This is a genomic window from Gordonia sp. NPDC003424, from assembly GCF_053588655.1.
On the sequence record NZ_JBSFQJ010000036.1, the window covers coordinates 1 to 15,198 of the forward strand.

General features: G+C 67.4%; 14 protein-coding genes and 1 rRNA gene. 13 read left to right on the forward strand and 2 right to left on the reverse strand.

Annotated elements, in window-relative coordinates:
- Positions 1–117: 117 nt before the first annotated feature.
- A complete protein-coding gene (locus ACWDTI_RS27015) occupies positions 118–741 on the reverse strand; it encodes a cob(I)yrinic acid a,c-diamide adenosyltransferase (protein ID WP_449741223.1) in 624 nt (207 codons plus the stop codon).
- Positions 742–784: 43 nt separating this feature from the next.
- Between ACWDTI_RS27015 and murA the strand changes: the two genes are divergently transcribed.
- The 12 genes from murA (at position 785) to ACWDTI_RS27075 (ending at position 13,350) form a co-directional block, all read left to right on the forward strand.
- Complete coding sequence (gene murA, locus ACWDTI_RS27020) at positions 785–2,041, forward strand: UDP-N-acetylglucosamine 1-carboxyvinyltransferase (protein ID WP_449741224.1); 1,257 nt, start codon at positions 785–787, stop codon at positions 2,039–2,041.
- 2 nt (positions 2,042–2,043) lie between these two features.
- On the forward strand, positions 2,044–2,460 hold the full coding sequence (locus tag ACWDTI_RS27025) for an ArsR/SmtB family transcription factor (protein ID WP_449741225.1): 417 nt from the start codon (positions 2,044–2,046) through the stop codon (positions 2,458–2,460).
- Positions 2,461–2,548: 88 nt separating this feature from the next.
- Positions 2,549–3,259: an energy-coupling factor ABC transporter permease gene (locus ACWDTI_RS27030; protein WP_449741226.1), complete on the forward strand. Its 711-nt coding sequence runs from the start codon at positions 2,549–2,551 to the stop codon at positions 3,257–3,259.
- Positions 3,256–3,651, forward strand: a complete 396-nt coding sequence (locus ACWDTI_RS27035) for a PDGLE domain-containing protein (protein ID WP_449741227.1) — start codon at positions 3,256–3,258, stop codon at positions 3,649–3,651. The genes ACWDTI_RS27030 and ACWDTI_RS27035 overlap by 4 nt, the downstream gene beginning before the upstream one ends.
- Before the next feature lie 2 nt (positions 3,652–3,653).
- Positions 3,654–4,430, forward strand: a complete 777-nt coding sequence (gene cbiQ / locus ACWDTI_RS27040; protein WP_449741228.1) for a cobalt ECF transporter T component CbiQ — start codon at positions 3,654–3,656, stop codon at positions 4,428–4,430.
- A gap of 26 nt (positions 4,431–4,456) precedes the next feature.
- Positions 4,457–5,236, forward strand: a complete 780-nt coding sequence (locus tag ACWDTI_RS27045) for an energy-coupling factor ABC transporter ATP-binding protein (protein ID WP_449741236.1) — start codon at positions 4,457–4,459, stop codon at positions 5,234–5,236.
- Positions 5,237–5,362: 126 nt separating this feature from the next.
- Positions 5,363–6,655 carry an NDMA-dependent methanol dehydrogenase gene (gene mdo / locus ACWDTI_RS27050; protein WP_449741229.1) on the forward strand — a complete coding sequence of 431 codons (1,293 nt, stop codon included), beginning with the start codon at positions 5,363–5,365 and terminating at the stop codon, positions 6,653–6,655.
- A gap of 543 nt (positions 6,656–7,198) precedes the next feature.
- Positions 7,199–8,464 carry an AAA family ATPase gene (locus ACWDTI_RS27055; protein ID WP_449741230.1) on the forward strand — a complete coding sequence of 422 codons (1,266 nt, stop codon included), beginning with the start codon at positions 7,199–7,201 and terminating at the stop codon, positions 8,462–8,464.
- A 9-nt stretch (positions 8,465–8,473) separates the two neighbouring features.
- Positions 8,474–9,997: a VWA domain-containing protein gene (locus ACWDTI_RS27060; RefSeq protein WP_449741231.1), complete on the forward strand. Its 1,524-nt coding sequence runs from the start codon at positions 8,474–8,476 to the stop codon at positions 9,995–9,997.
- Between the two features lie 71 nt (positions 9,998–10,068).
- A complete protein-coding gene (locus tag ACWDTI_RS27065; RefSeq protein ID WP_449741232.1) occupies positions 10,069–11,253 on the forward strand; it encodes an iron-containing alcohol dehydrogenase in 1,185 nt (394 codons plus the stop codon).
- Complete coding sequence (locus ACWDTI_RS27070; protein ID WP_449741233.1) at positions 11,253–12,689, forward strand: MadS family sensor histidine kinase; 1,437 nt, start codon at positions 11,253–11,255, stop codon at positions 12,687–12,689. Before ACWDTI_RS27065 ends, ACWDTI_RS27070 begins: the two co-directional genes overlap by 1 nt.
- Before the next feature lie 7 nt (positions 12,690–12,696).
- Entirely contained in the window at positions 12,697–13,350 is a 654-nt protein-coding gene (locus ACWDTI_RS27075; RefSeq protein WP_449741234.1) for a MadR family response regulator transcription factor, read from the forward strand.
- A gap of 184 nt (positions 13,351–13,534) precedes the next feature.
- Here the strand turns inward: ACWDTI_RS27075 and mftM are convergent, their stop codons facing one another.
- A complete protein-coding gene (gene mftM, locus ACWDTI_RS27080; protein WP_449741235.1) occupies positions 13,535–14,374 on the reverse strand; it encodes a mycofactocin oligosaccharide methyltransferase MftM in 840 nt (279 codons plus the stop codon).
- A 735-nt stretch (positions 14,375–15,109) separates the two neighbouring features.
- Here mftM and ACWDTI_RS27085 point away from each other — a divergent pair.
- Positions 15,110–15,198: ribosomal RNA gene (locus ACWDTI_RS27085) — 16S ribosomal RNA — on the forward strand; the annotation flags it as partial.

Here is a 15,198-nt window from a genome sequence, read left to right on the forward strand (position 1 = left end):
CAGGCTGGGGCTGTCTGTGCCAACCGGACCAACCTCGCCTGACCGACACCCTCACAACGCCGAAATCAAATCCCAACAGCCCGATATGCCCCTCGAGGCGCCCGTTCGGGGCTGATCTCAGTCGTCTGACGAGGTCGGGACCGATCCCGGCCGGAGCCGGGCGCCGCCAGGGACCCACTTCACGTCCGTGCCCGGGGCGCCGGGTGCCCGGTTGGCCACGCGCGACAGGATGAACAGCAGATCCGACAGTCGGTTGAGGTAGCGGGCCGGCAACACCGACGTCGACTCGGGCTGCGCGTCCACGGCCGCCCAGGCCGACCGTTCGGCCCGGCGGGTGACGGTTCGCGCATGATGCAGCAGCGCGCTGAGCGGGCTGCCGCCCGGGAGGATGAACGAATCGAGGGTGGGCAGATCCTCGCCGAAGGCGTCGCACCACGACTCGAGGGCGTCGATGTAGCCTTGCTCGATCCGGAGCGGGGGATACTTCGGGTCCTCGACGACCGGCGTCGACAGATCGGCGCCGGCGTCGAACAGATCGTTCTGCACCGTCGTGAGAACGGTGGTGATCTCCTCGGGGACGTCGGCGAGAGCGAGTGCCATCCCGATCGCGGCGTTGGCCTCGTCACAGTCGGCATACGCGATGACCCGGGGGTCGGTCTTGGCGACCCGCGAGAAATCGCTGAGTCCGGTGGTCCCGTCGTCGCCCGTCCGCGTGTAGATGCGGGTCAGATGCACAGCCATGGCACCGAATCTAATGCCCGCCGGGGCCGCTAAGGTAGCTGACGTGAGTGATCGCTTTCTGGTGTCCGGTGGCGCCCGCCTGTCCGGCGAGGTGTCGGTGGGCGGGGCCAAGAACAGCGTGCTGAAGCTGATGGCCGCAGCGCTGCTCGCCGAGGGCACCACGACGTTGACGAACTCCCCGGAGATCGCCGACGTCCCGTTGATGGCCGACGTCCTGCGTGGACTCGGGGCGGTGGTGACCATCGACGAGGACACCGTGGTGATCGAGGCTCCCGCGGAGCCCAAGTTCCACGCCGACTTCGACGCGGTCAAACAGTTCCGGGCGTCGGTCTGTGTACTCGGTCCGCTGATGGCGCGCTGTCTGCGCGCGGTCGTCGCGCTGCCGGGCGGGGACGCCATCGGCTCGCGACCACTCGACATGCATCAGGCCGGACTGCGCGCCCTGGGGGCGCATTCGTCGATCGAGCACGGATGTGTGGTGGCCGAGGCCGACGCGCTCGTCGGCGCACCCGTCGCTCTCGAGTTCCCCTCGGTGGGGGCCACGGAGAACATCCTCATGGCCGCGGTGCTGGCCACCGGCGTCACGACGATCGACAATGCGGCCCGCGAGCCCGAGATCGTCGACCTGTGCGTGATGCTGCAGCAGATGGGCGCACAGATCGACGGCGCCGGGACGTCGACGCTGACCGTCACCGGTGTCGACCGGTTGCACCCCACCACCCATCGGGTCGTCGGGGACCGGATCGTCGGGGCCACGTGGGGGATCGCCGCCGTGATGACACGCGGCGACGTGCGCGTCCGCGGGGTCCTGCCCGATCACCTGCAGCTGGTGCTGAACAAGCTGCGCGACGCGGGAGCCCACGTCGAGCGCTTCGACGACGGCTTCCGGGTGCGGCAGGATGCCCGTCCGGTCGCGGTCAACGTCTCCACGTTGCCGTTCCCGGGGTTCCCGACGGATCTGCAACCGATGGCCATCGGCATGGCGTCGGTCGCCGACGGGATGTCGGTGATCACCGAGAACGTCTTCGAGGCCCGGTTCCGATTCGTCGAGGAGATGGTGCGCCTCGGTGCCGATGCGCGCACCGACGGACATCACGCCGTCATCCGGGGCGTCGACCAGCTCTCCAGCGCGCCGGTCTGGTGCTCGGACATCCGCGCGGGCGCCGGCCTGGTTCTCGCCGGTCTCGTGGCCGACGGCGTGACCGAGGTGCACGACGTCGAACACATCGATCGCGGATACCCACACTTCGTCGAGAACCTGCGGAGTCTCGGCGGTGGTATCGAACGAGTCGGAGGCTGACGATGGCCGATCAGCATGCCCATGATCACGGCGGCGGAGTCGCCCATGATCACGGCGGCGGAGTCGCCCATGATCACGGCGGCGGAGTCGCCCATGATCACGGGCCAGGCGTGGCGCACGAGCCCGCCGCCGCGCCGGGCGACATCGACATCGCCGAGTGGGCCACCCGGTTCGACCTCCTGTCCGACCCGCACCGTCTGGAGATCCTGACCGTGCTGCACCGGAATCCCGGCATCATCGTCGGCGATCTCGCGGTCGCCGTCGGCCGGACCGAAACGGCTGTCTCCCAGGCGCTTCGGGTCCTCCGCCACCAGGGCTGGGTCACTTCTACCCGGGTCGGGCGATCGGTCAGCTACCGGCTCGACGACGATACCGTCCACGCTCTGCTGCATTGGATAGGTGCCGGCCACCAGGGGTAGGGCCCCGCACCTGACCCTTCGGACAGTCTGACCACTCAAACATCTGAATAAGTAGACAGATGAGTGTGACGCTCCTAACGTCGTGAAGATGACCACCACCGACGTCGCGATGCACATGAGCGACGGCATCCTCAACGCCCAGACCTCGATGCTCTTCGGTCTCATCGCGTTCGCCGGACTCGCGTTCTGCGTGTGGCGCGCGCGGACGGATCTCGACGAGAAGACCGTGCCGATGGCCGGACTGGTCGCCGCGTTCATCTTCGCCGTCCAGATGATCAACTTCCCGATCCTGCCTGGTGTCAGCGGGCACCTCCTCGGCGGTGCACTCGCCGCGATCCTCGTCGGGCCGTACACCGGCGCGCTGTGCATCGCGATCGTCCTGGTGGTGCAGTGCCTGCTCTTCGCCGACGGTGGGGTCACCGCGCTCGGCGCGAACATCACCAACATGGCCCTGATCTCCACGTTCGTCGGGTACGCCGTCGCCGTCGGCCTCTACCGGCTGATCAACCGCGGAGGGGCGGTCGGCGCTCTGGGAGGTATCGCGTTCGTCTCCGCGTTGTGCGGCACGGTCTCTGCGGCGACCGGTTTCGTCATCGAGTACGCCATCGGCGGGGCCGCGGCCACGTCACTGGGCACCGTGGCCACCTACATGTGGGGAACACACGTACTGATCGGGATCGGTGAAGGATTGATCACCGCGGTGACCGTCGTCGCCGTCGCACGCGCGCGCCCCGACCTGGTTTATCTGCTTCGCCGCTTCGAGTCGCCCGCCGAGCATCAGATCGGAGTCACCGCATGACCGCCCTCGATCCGCACACCGGAGAGCATGCGCCCCGCGTGCGCCGCCGCACCTTCCTGATCGCATTCGCGCTGGCCGCGCTGCTGATCGCGGGCATCCTGTCGTACTTCGCCAGCCAATCACCCGACGGACTGGACTCGGCCACCCTGCGAGGCTGTGAGACGGTCCAGGTCAACGGCGCCGAACAACTCACCGGCACCTGCATCGCCCAGCACGCGACCGATCACGCGATGGCGTCGTCCCCGCTGGCCGACTACGGCGTCAAGGGCATCGCGAACTCGAATGGGCTCGCCGGGATCATCGGTGTGCTGGTGGTTCTCGCCATCGCCGCCGGTGCCTTCTGGCTCATCTCGGGGTCGCGCGGCAGGCGCCGGACCGAATCCGCCGGCTGATCATGGGTGCCGGCCACGCACATCCCCTGTATCGGGACGGTGCATCGCGAGTGCACCGCGCACCGACCGAGGTGAAGCTGGTCTGCCTGGTCGTCTTCGTGTTCGCCGTGGTGGCCACCCCCCGGGAGATGTTCTGGCCCTACGGTGCCTACGTTCTGATCCTCCTCGCGGTCTGGCGGGTGGCCGAGGTCCCGGTCCGGTGGATCCTGCCACGCATGATCATCGAGGCGCCGTTCGTCATCCTTGCCGTCCTGCTCCCGTTCGCCGAGGGCGGCGACCGCGTGCAGGTGGCCGGCCTGTCGCTGTCGGTCACCGGTCTGTATGCCGCCTGGGGCATCGTCGTGAAAGGCACCCTCGGCGTGGCCGCGTCGCTCACTTTTGCCGCGACGACGCAGGCACGCGACCTGCCGCTCGCACTGACCCGTCTCGGTGTGCCGGCCACCATCACCCCGGTCTTCGTGATGATGCTGCGTTACGTCGATCTGCTGTCGGCGGAGATCCGGCGCATGCAGATCGCGCGCGCCGCCCGCGGGGACGAGCCACGCATGTTCCACCAGGCAGCAGCGATCGCCAAGGGCGTGGGGTCGTTGTTCCTGCGGTCCTATGAGCGCGGGGAACGCGTGCACCTGGCCATGATGTCGCGCGGCTTCACCGGCACGATCCCGGAGATGCCGGGCATCGTCGCGTCGGCCAGGGCGACGTCCGCGCAATGGCTGACAGTGCTCACACCGGCAGCGACCGCGGTGGCGGTGGCGGCCCTGGCATGGGGAATGAGATGACCACGCAGACAACACCACTCGAGCCGATGGACCCGGCAGTCGACATCCGTGACCTCCGGTTCACCTATCCGGACGGGCATGCGGCACTCGCCGGCATCGATCTGCGGATCGAGCCGGGGGAGCGGGTGGCACTGCTCGGCCCGAACGGCGCCGGGAAGACCACGCTGATGCTCCAGCTCAACGGGGTGTTGCTGCCGTCGTCGGGGCGGGTGTCGATCCTGGGCGCGACGGTGTGCAAGCAGACGCTGCGCGAGGTCCGACGACAGGTCGGCCTGGTGTTCCAGGACCCCGACGACCAGCTCTTCATGCCGACCCTCGCCGAGGATGTCGCGTTCGGCCCCGCCAATTTCGGCGTCACCGGCGCCGAATTGGCGCAGCGCGTCGCCGAGGCGCTGGAGGCCGTCGGCATGTCCGATCAGGCCGGTCGCAGCCCTCACCATCTGTCCGGAGGACAGCGACGTCGCGGTGCGCTGGCGAGCGTATTGGCGTGTCGCCCAGACATTCTGGTGCTCGACGAGCCGTCGGCGAATCTCGACCCGGTGGCCCGGCGAGAGCTAGCCGACACGCTGCTCGGGCTGCGCACCACCATGCTCGTCGTCACCCACGACCTGCCGTACGCGGCACAGCTGTGCGACCGCGCGGTCATCATCGACGCGGGACGAGTGGTGGCCGACGGACCCATCCTCGACGTGCTCGCCGACGCCGAGACGCTGCGGCGGCACCGCCTCGAGCTGCCGTGGGGATTCGATCTAGACGTGATGGCCAACCTGTCCGATCGGACAGGTTCGCACCTACCGACCGGCTAGAGGTTGGGTCACCAACGGACGGTTCGCCTCGCGAGACCTGTTACCGCCCAGTGTGACGCGCGTAACGTCCGCAGTGCCCCACCACTGACGTAGACGTGCGCAGGTGCGCACAGGAGGACAGTCATCATGCAGGTTGACGAACTACTGAAGCCGTTTCCCATCAAGGAGTTTCACCCGTTCCCGCGGGCGATGATGGGTCCCGGCGCGCACGAGATGATCGGCCCCGAGGCGCTCAAGCTCGGGTTCAAGAAGACCCTGGTGATGACCACCGGTCTGCGCGGCAGCGACACGGTTCACAAGATCGTGGAGTCCTGCAAGTACCACGGCCTCGAGGTCGTGCTCTACGACCAGGTCGAGTCCAACCCCAAGGACTACAACGTGATGGATGCCGTCTCGTTGTACCAGTCCGAGCAGTGTGACTCGTTCATCTCCATCGGCGGCGGTTCGGCGCACGACGCCTGCAAGGGCGCCCGCATCTCGGTGGCGCACGACGGACGCAACGTCAACGAGTTCGAGGGCTTCAACAAGAGCGAGAACCCGAAGAACCCGCCCCACATCGCGGTGTCCACCACGGCCGGCACCGGCTCGGAGACCTCCTGGGCCTACGTCATCACCGACACCACCACCGACCCGGACAAGCCTCACAAGTACGTCGCGTTCGACGACGCCGCGGTGACCACCCTGGCCATCGACGACCCGGTGCTCTACTACGATTGCCCGGTCGCCTACACCGCTCAGTGCGGCTTCGACGTCCTCGCGCACGCCTCCGAGCCCTACGTGTCGCGGCTGAACTTCCCGCCGTCGATGGGCAATGCCCTCTACGCGGTGAAGATGACCGCGGAGAACCTGCGCGAGGCCACCTGGAACCCGACCGACCTGAAGGGTCGCGAGGGCATGATGTACGCGCAGTACATTGCGGCACAGGCGTTCAACTCGGGCGGCCTGGGCATCATCCACTCGATCAGCCACGCGGTGTCCGCGTTCTTCGACACCCACCACGGTCTGAACAACGCGATCGCGCTGCCGCGCGTGTGGGCGTTCAACATGCCGACCATGTACGAGCGCTTCGCCGACATGGCCGGCGCGATGGGCGTCGACACCCACGGCATGACCAAGGTGCAGGCCGCCGACGCCGCCCTCGAAGCCGCCATCCGACTGCTGCGCGACGTGGGCATCGTCGAGCGGTTCGCCGACGTCAAGCAGGACACCTACCCGAAGAACCGCCTCGGTGAGGGCCCGACCAAGTTCTACGAGAACCGCAAGGAGATCACCACCGACGCGGCGACCATCGATGCACTCACCAACCACGTCCTCGGCGACGCGTGCACCCCGGGTAACCCCAAGGAGTGCACCTTCGAAACCGTCCGCCCCGTCGTCGAACACTGTGTGAACGGCGACCTGGACGAACTGATCTCGTAACGACGAACGTCGTTGCGCCAGACAGCGGATGGCGGGCCCACTGCCCCCGATCGGGCCCGCCATCCGCTTTCCACCCCCGGAGGATCTCGATTTCGATCTCGATGCGGCGCCTCGCTTCGCTCGGGGCCTTACTCGATCAGCGAGGAGGAGTGCGGTGGCGATCTCGATGCGGCGCCTCGCTTCGCTCGGGGCCTTACTCGATCAGCGAGCAGGAGTATGGTGGCGATCTCGATGCGGCGCCTCGCTTCGCTCGGTGCCTTACTCGATCAGCGAGGAGTGCAGTGGCGATCTCGATTTCAGCGAGGGTGGTCGCCGAGCATCTTCGACTACCCTCGGAGCATCTTCGCGGATCGAGTAGGCGAGGGTGGTCGCGGAGCATTTTCGACCACGCTCGGAACATCTTCGCTGATCGAGTAAGCGAGGAGCGCTAGCGACGAGCGCATCGAGATCTCCTGCGGCAAAGGAGATCTCGAGACCACTTCCGTTCACACGACCCGAACCCCACGACATGAACCAGCAACGCAGAGAACCGGAGACATCGATATGTCCGTGCACCTCGTCGACGACGACATGACCGCGGCGACGCCGAGTGACGAGCCACAGTTCGCCGACGTGGCCGATGTCATCGAAAAGTTCTCGGAGGCAGGCTATCTCGCCGATCAGCGGTTGGCGACGACGGTGTTCCTGCAGAGCCGGCTCGGCAAGCCGATCCTGTTGGAGGGCCCGGCCGGCGTCGGCAAGACGCAGCTGGCCAAGACGCTCGCCGATGTCACCGGCCGAGAACTGCTGCGGCTGCAGTGTTACGAGGGCCAGGACGAGACCACCGCGCTCTACGAATGGGACTACGGCAAGCAACTGCTGTACACGCAGGTGCTGCGGGAGAAGATCAGCCAGGTGGTCGCCGACGCCGCGACCCTGTCCGAGGCCGTCGACCGGATCGGCGCCGAGGAGAGCGTCTTCTTCTCCGAACGCTTCCTCGCACCGCGCCCGCTACTAGAGGCCGTGCGGTCGGAGCGGCCGGTGGTCCTGCTCGTGGACGAGGTCGACCGCGCCGACGAGGCGCTCGAGGCGGTGCTGCTCGAACTGCTCGCCGAATACCAGGTGTCGGTCCCCGAGATCGGGACCTTCGTGGCCACTCATCAGCCGATGATCGTGTTGACCTCCAACAACACTCGCGACCTGTCGGCGGCACTGAAACGACGCTGTCTGCATCTGTCGCTGGACTATCCGGACTCGGTTCGTGAACTCGAGATCATCAAGTCCAAGGACACCGGGCTGTCGGAGACACTGGCGGCCAAGCTCGTCGAGATCGTCCGCGGACTGCGTGACCTCGATCTGCGCAAGGCCCCGAGCATCTCCGAGGCGATCGACTGGGCGCGCACCCTCGCGGTTCTCGGTGCCGACGACCTCGACGCCGAGATCCTCTCGCAGACCGCCAATGTCGTCGTCAAGTACGACCGCGACCTCACCCGTGCCATCGATGCGATTCCGCGGCTGGTCGATCCGAATGCGCAAGTGCCCGACCATCTTCACTCGCACGGGCACGATCACGGCCACTCGCACTCGCACGGCGGGCACACGCACACGCACGACGACCACACACACTCGCACGGCGACCACGACCACGATCACGACGACCATTCAGGGCAGGCCAAGCGCGCCGCGAAGGATCAGCCCGGCCGGCACGGCGACGACTACTACGGGTCGCCCGGCGCCAAGAGCGACGCGGGAACCCGCGCGGTGAGCGCCACCCAGGGCAGCCGATCGTTCAACCGCGGTGGTCGCGGTTCGCGCAAGCGTCCGTTCTGAGGGGCTGACATGGAAGGCGCTGTCCACCGGTTCGTCCGGTTGCTGCGGTTACACGGAATCCGCATCGGGGTATCCGAGGCGATGGACGCGATGGCCGCCGCCGCCACCGCCGAGATCCTCGGTGACCGAGAATTGCTGCGCTCCGCGCTCGAGGTGTGCCTGATCAAGGACCGTCGTGACGAGGACACCTTCAACGAGGTGTTCGACAAGTTCTTCGGGCTGCGCGCGGTGGTGGAAACCGAAGACGGACACGGCCATTCACATACCCACGACGATCTGTCCGACGGTGGGGAGCTCGCCGAGTACACGTTGAGCGACGAGGTCAGTGAGACGCCCCAGCAAGGCCACAGCCACGGTCCGCCGTCGAACATCCGGCAGTACTTCGACCCCGAGGATCTCGCCGAGCAGTACAACCTGCACCAGGAGGCCAACAAGCTCGACATGGCGTCGCTGACCGACGAGATCGTGCTGTCGGCCGACGAGGTGCCGAACTCGGAGGCCGCGGCGCGGGTACAGCTGACGGTGTCGCGCCTGCACAATCCGGGCCGGCCGGGAGACCTGGTGACCGCCAACGCCACCCAGCTCGACGCCGAGTTGTCGGTGGCGCAGGAGATGGCACTGCTCGACTGGCTCGACGACGCCGAGGGCAGCGGTCCGCAACCGGACGCCGACGAGCTCGCCGCATTGCGCAGCGCGCTGGCCGGGTTGCTCGATGGTCTGCCCGAGAAACTGCGCGACCATCTCGAACAACTGATGGCCACCGACCACGAGCTGGAGAGCCGGGAGATCAAGGCATCGGTGCGCGATGTCATCCACGAGCACGAGCGGGCCAGCCTCGAGGACTCGATCCGGCGACTGATCCGCAGCCTGCACGGGGCACCGCGGGCCCGCCGCAAGCTCGCCGCCCGCGGGACGGTGGATGCGGCCCGGACCATGCGCGCCAACCTGCGCTACGACGGTGTGCCGTTCCGGCCCATCACGGTGGCCAAGGTCACCGACCGGCCCAGCCTGCTGGTGCTCACCGATGTCTCGCTCTCGGTGCGCTCGGCGGCGCGGTTCACGCTGCAACTCGTGCACGGCCTGCAGAGCATGGTCGCCCACGTGCGGTCGTTCGCCTTCGTCTCCGACCTGGTCGAGATCACCGACCTGTTCGCCGAACACCAGCCGGAAGAGGCGCTGTCCCTGGTGGTCTCGGGCCTGCCGGCCGGCGGTGTCCTCGACACCGACGCCGATTCGGACTACGGCAACGCGCTGGGCACGTTCCTGGAGGAGTTCGGCGGGGCGGTCAACCGGCGCACCACCGTGATCATCCTCGGTGACGGCCGCAACAACGGCCGCGACCCCAACCTGACCGCCTTCGAGGAGATCTCCCGACGAGCGCGCGAGACCATCTGGATCACACCCGAACCGAGCTACTCCTGGGGTCTCGGATCCTGTGATCTGCCCGCCTACGCGACCTTCTGCAACCGAGTACACGTCGTGCACGATCTGGCGGCGCTCGAGCAGGTTTCGGTCGACTCGATCACCGCGTGACGAGTGCCGTTCCGCGTAGGATCGCGGCAGAGACCCGCCCGCGGGGCAGGTCCACGGAACAGGCGGGTGACGTGCGGACGAACGGTGCGGACACGACGGTGCGGGCGGGTGTGCGCATCGCCAAGTTCCACACGCCGGAGATCATCATCGGGTCCGGTTCGCTGGCCGAGGTGCCGCGCGCCGCGACCGGTCTCGGGGTGCAGCGGCTGCTCATCGTCTCCGACCTCCGGATCATGGGCACGCCCTGGTATCCGGAGCTTTCCGATCGTCTGAGAACCGGTGGCCTGCAGGTCTATTCGTTCACCGGGGTATCACCCAACCCGCGCGCCCCCGAGGTCGCCGCCGCCCTCGACCACTACGAGGAGTCCCGCTGCGACGGCATCGTCGCGCTCGGCGGTGGCTCGGTGATCGACGCGGCCAAAGGCGTGGCGATCCTCGCGGCGAACGGCGGGCACATCCTCCAGTACGAGGGCATCGACCGGGCACGTCGTCCACTGCCCCCGGTGATCGCCGCCCCCACCACGGCCGGCAGCGGCTCGGACGTGTCGCAGTTCTGCATCATCAACGACGTCGACCGGCAGACGAAGGTCACCATCATCGGCCGCGGGCTGGTTCCCAACGTGTCGGTCATCGACCCTCGGATGCTGGCCACCCAACCGCAGGAGGTGGTCGCGCAGTCCGGGATGGACGCCATCACGCACTGCATCGAGGCCTATGCGTCGGTCGCGCACAGCCGGTTGACCGATCGTGCGGCACTGTCGGCGATCGGCACCGCCTGGCGCAGCATCGAGCGACTCGTCGACAATCCCGGTGACCCCGACGCCGGGCTCGACATGGCGCATGCGGCGCTCGAGGCGGGGATGGCGTTCACCAACGCGATTCTCGGTGCGACACATGCGATGAGCCATCCGGTCGGCGGCCTGGTCGACGCCCCGCACGGCGCGATCAACTCGGTCCTGCTGCCGCATGTGATCCGCTTCAACGCCGAACTCGATCCGCGGCCCTACGTCGAACTCGCCGCGGCCGTCGGCATCGAAGCGGCCGGCTCCGGCCATGCCACCGCGGAACTGTTCGCCGACCGGGTCGCGGCCCTGTCGCGCCGGGTCGGCCTTCCCGGTTCGCTTGCGCCGCTGGGGGTTCGGAGCGAGCACCTCGACATCCTCACGGTCAACGCGCTGGCCGACGCGTGCATGACAACCAACCCGCGCCAACCCACCCGCGCCGATGTGGCGCGGATCTACCGCGAGGCCCTGTGATGGACGCGAACCCGACGGGGACATCAGGGGTGGCATCGGCCGCCGATGCCACCCTCGACGGCGGCCACCTGGACTCGCTGCTCGGTCTGCATTCGGTCAAGGGTTCGCACTATGCCGCCTACCGTGGGGTCGAACAGCGACTGACGCGTGTGGTGGACGCGCTCGACCGCATCTCGCGCGCGTTGGTGCAGACCGCCGAGGGGCCCGAGACCCTGGTGCTGTCGGTCGTTCGGGCGGTGCAGGAACACCTCGATGCCCAATGGGTCGTCTTCGCGCTCTGCGACGGGGAACTCGAACGCACCGGACCGCGGCACCTGATGATGACCCGGGACGGCACCATCTATGCCTTCGAGGGAGCCCAGCGCGCCCGCACACCCAGCCATCTGCCCGACCAGGTGCTCAACCGGCTCAACGACATCCTGCGCAACCAGATGGCGCAGTTGATGCGGCCGGTCGTCGACGACCATCACCTCTACGTCCCGTTGCATCTCGACGGACGGGTGGTGGGTGGGCTGTCCGCGTGGACACCCGAGGTCAAGGTGGTGGACTCCGCCGACCTCGTCGTGATGCGCATCCTCGCCCGGCAGGCCGCGGTGGCGCTGCTCAACGCGGCGTTGCTCGAGGAGAGTCGAGTGCAGCTCGCGCGCGCCGCCGACGCATACGCCAAGGCCACCGAGCAGGCCGCCGATCTGGCGGCGCGCAATGTGGAACTCGAGTTGACACAACGGGAACTGTCGGCGGCCATGCGGCAACGGCTGGTCACCGACGAGCGCGAGCGCATCGCCCGGGAGCTGCACGATTCGGTCACCCAGTCTGTGCTGTCGGCGGGCATGCAGATCGAGGTGTGCCGGATGGAGTCCGACCCGGCGACCGCCGAACGCCTCGAGGTCGCCGGCCGGCTGACCCGTGACGCCGTCGAACAGCTGCGGTCGGTCATCTACGCGCTCAATCAGTCGCCGAGGGTCAGCGAGCAGTCCCTCGGTGAGGTTCTCGACGGACTCTGCTCGATGCACATGCCCGCCGACCTGGCCACCGACGTGCGGGTCGTCGGCCGGCCCCGCGACCTGTCCGACGACGTCCAGCACGCCGTCCTCCGCATCGCCGGCGAGGCCCTGTTCAACAGCGCCGTGCACGCGGAGGCGACGTCGGCGCGGATCACCCTGAGCTACGGGGACGATTCGGTGGCGCTGTCCGTCGACGACGACGGACGCGGGGATCCCGCCCACATGCGACGGGTCATGCGTGCCGCGATGCTCGGCGATCTGGCCGGACGGCATCGGGGCCTGGCGAACATGAGCACCCGGGCGTCCGAGCTCGGAGGCACGTTGAGGATTCGCCGCTCTCGCCTCGGCGGGGTGCGGATCGCCGTGGAGATCCCCGCACACGCGCAGGGGATCGGTGTGCGCCGTCCGGCGGTGGCGGCAAGGGAAGGATGAGGCTGACATGACGGCTCCCGACACCATCGCGGTGCGCACCATGCTGGTCGACGACCACGCGCTGCTGCGTGAGGGCATCCGCTCACTGCTCGACCGAGAATCATCGATCTCGGTTGTCGGAGAAGCGGATTCGTACGACGCCGCGCTCGCCGAGGTGACGCGCTGCCGGCCCGACGTCGTTGTCGTCGATCTCAAGCTGACCGCGGGCACCGAATACGAGGGACTGCGACTGATCAGCGAGATGGCCGCGCGCCACCCCCGGGTCGCGTCGCTGGTGCTCACCACATTCCTCGACGACGACCTCGTCGTCCGCGCGGTCAAGGCCGGCGCACGCGGCTACGTGGTCAAGGACGTCGACACCACCGAGCTCGTCCGGGCCATCCAGGCGGTCTCCGGTGGTGGCAGCGCCTTCGACCCGCGCAGCGCGGCGATCGTGTTGCGCACCGTGTCCGGTGAGGGCGACGGCCCCGAAGCCTTGACCGAGCGCGAACGTGAGGTGTTGCGGTTGCTCGCAGATGGCATGTCCAACAAGCGAATCGGCCAGACGCTCTACATCTCCGAGTCGACCGTGAAGTTCCATATCCGCAACATCATCCGCAAGCTCGGCGTCTCCAAGCGGACCGACGCCGTCTACATCGCGAGCAAACGCGGCCTGATCTGATCGAGCATCGACCACGCCGATCGCGCCGCTCGTTATCGGGAGGTACCCGAGGCCCATCAGGTAGTCGCGGGCCGCGTCATCGCCGCTGATGGGCGGGCGAACCCCTCGATCCCTGAGGAGTGCGCGCCCTTCGGTGCGCTCGTTCCTCGCTTACTCAGGATCCGCGTGCGTTACGAAGGGTCGGTCAGTCCACGTAGTACGGGGTGAGCACCAGCCAGCCACCGTGCTCGGTGAACGTCCGTGCCCCCGCATGCGCCACCTCACCGGCCCATCGCTGCAGGTCATCCTCGGTGAGCCGCAGCAGGTGACCGTAGTGCTCGGTGGGTTCGTCCTCGAACGGCACGGCCACCACCACGCGTTCCCGCGCAACCCGGAGTGCCTCGACGATGGCCCGGACCGCCGCGTCCTCGTCGAGGTGTTCGAGCAGGTGGATGAGCGTGACGGTGTCGACGGAGCCGGACGGGAACGGCAGCGCCGTAGCGTCGCCGACCACGGCATCGACCGGCGTCCCCCGACGGACGGACTGCCTGGTCAGGTGGTCGATCGCACCCGGCGTGATGTCGCAGGCACTGACCGCGTGGCCGTCATCGGCGAGCTGCAGGGCGAGGAAGCCGAAGCAGCACCCGACCTCCAGCACACTGTCGCCGCGCACCAGGTCCCGCGCGCGTCGATGGATCGGGCTGAACGGGGAGCCACCGTCGCGCAGCTCGGCGACCGAGTTGTCATAGAAGGCGGCCCACCCGGCGTCCGCGGTGCCGGCCGACGACTCGATGACCTGCACCGCAGCGTTCTCGAAGGCGTCCTGGCCGGCGAGGACGCCGTCGATCACCAGGGGAGTGAGGCCCGCGATCATCGTCGAGTCACTGATCGTCGACTCATCGAGCGGGTGAAGGATCTCGACCGTGCCGTTGCGACGCTTGCGCCAGGCGAATCGGCCGTCTTCACAGAGGCCGGCGGGCACGGACGACGATTGCCGCACCGCGGCATGCGACGACGAGGCGTCGACGACGGCAGGAGTGCTCACGTCTACGACGCTAGGAACTGATCGGCGTGTGCGGAACTGACCGAGCGGGTCGACCAACTGTCCAAAAGGATGGGCGGGCCATGGCGCAGATCACAGTTGGGTACGTGCGTGCCAATCCGGCGGTTTTCACCCCTCTGGTGGGGGTCGGTAGCTCGATGACCTGGACTTTCTCTGCGCGGGCGCCGCGCTGACCAGGCGATTTGCGTTCCGCCCGCCAGCTGCGTAACTTTCTTCAAGTCAGCGCGCCACGGCGCCGCCCCGGACAGCCGCCAAGGTATTGACCAGCGGGAATACGGGGAAGGGAAACCGGGTTGACGTTGACCGCCCCCGAGAAATCGACCGGGTCGCTTCACGCGCCGGGTACGAAATCTCGGACTGCCAGACATCTCCCAGCGGATCACAACGCGGAGTTGCGAAGCGCCGAGAGGGTCTGGTAGGCTGGAAGAGTTGCGCCGGGAACGGCCAACAAATCCAAACAGAACGTAAAGCTCGCAGGTGAGCGCCCTGTTACAGGGGTAGTGCCGGTGGGTGTGTGTTCTTTGAGAACTCGATAGTGTGTGACGAATTGTCTGATGCCTAGATAGGCATCGTGTGTCCAAGTTTTTGGATATTTGATGATTTTTTGTAGTGCCTACTCGGTGAGTAGGTATTGCTAGTTTTTGTTTGGTCAGGTCTTTATCTCTCTGGCTGAGATTGTGTTGAAAGCGTCGGTTCGCCGGCGATTTTCGATAAGTTTTCATGGAGAGTTTGATCCTGGCTCAGGACGAACGCTGGCGGCGTGCTTAACACATGCAAGTCGAACGGAAAGGCCCCTTCGGGGGTGC

What these genes read in the sequence shown, in the direction of transcription:
- ACWDTI_RS27015 (WP_449741223.1), bottom strand. Translation starts at nt 741, where the DNA reads ATGGCTGTGCATCTGACCCGCATCTACACGCGGACGGGCGACGACGGG.
- ACWDTI_RS27025 (WP_449741225.1), top strand. Translation starts at nt 2,044, where the DNA reads ATGGCCGATCAGCATGCCCATGATCACGGCGGCGGAGTCGCCCATGAT.
- ACWDTI_RS27030 (WP_449741226.1), top strand. Translation starts at nt 2,549, where the DNA reads ATGACCACCACCGACGTCGCGATGCACATGAGCGACGGCATCCTCAAC.
- ACWDTI_RS27035 (WP_449741227.1), top strand. Translation starts at nt 3,256, where the DNA reads ATGACCGCCCTCGATCCGCACACCGGAGAGCATGCGCCCCGCGTGCGC.
- cbiQ (WP_449741228.1), top strand. Translation starts at nt 3,654, where the DNA reads ATGGGTGCCGGCCACGCACATCCCCTGTATCGGGACGGTGCATCGCGA.
- ACWDTI_RS27045 (WP_449741236.1), top strand. Translation starts at nt 4,457, where the DNA reads ATGGACCCGGCAGTCGACATCCGTGACCTCCGGTTCACCTATCCGGAC.
- mdo (WP_449741229.1), top strand. Translation starts at nt 5,363, where the DNA reads ATGCAGGTTGACGAACTACTGAAGCCGTTTCCCATCAAGGAGTTTCAC.
- ACWDTI_RS27055 (WP_449741230.1), top strand. Translation starts at nt 7,199, where the DNA reads ATGTCCGTGCACCTCGTCGACGACGACATGACCGCGGCGACGCCGAGT.
- ACWDTI_RS27060 (WP_449741231.1), top strand. Translation starts at nt 8,474, where the DNA reads ATGGAAGGCGCTGTCCACCGGTTCGTCCGGTTGCTGCGGTTACACGGA.
- ACWDTI_RS27070 (WP_449741233.1), top strand. Translation starts at nt 11,253, where the DNA reads ATGGACGCGAACCCGACGGGGACATCAGGGGTGGCATCGGCCGCCGAT.
- ACWDTI_RS27075 (WP_449741234.1), top strand. Translation starts at nt 12,697, where the DNA reads ATGACGGCTCCCGACACCATCGCGGTGCGCACCATGCTGGTCGACGAC.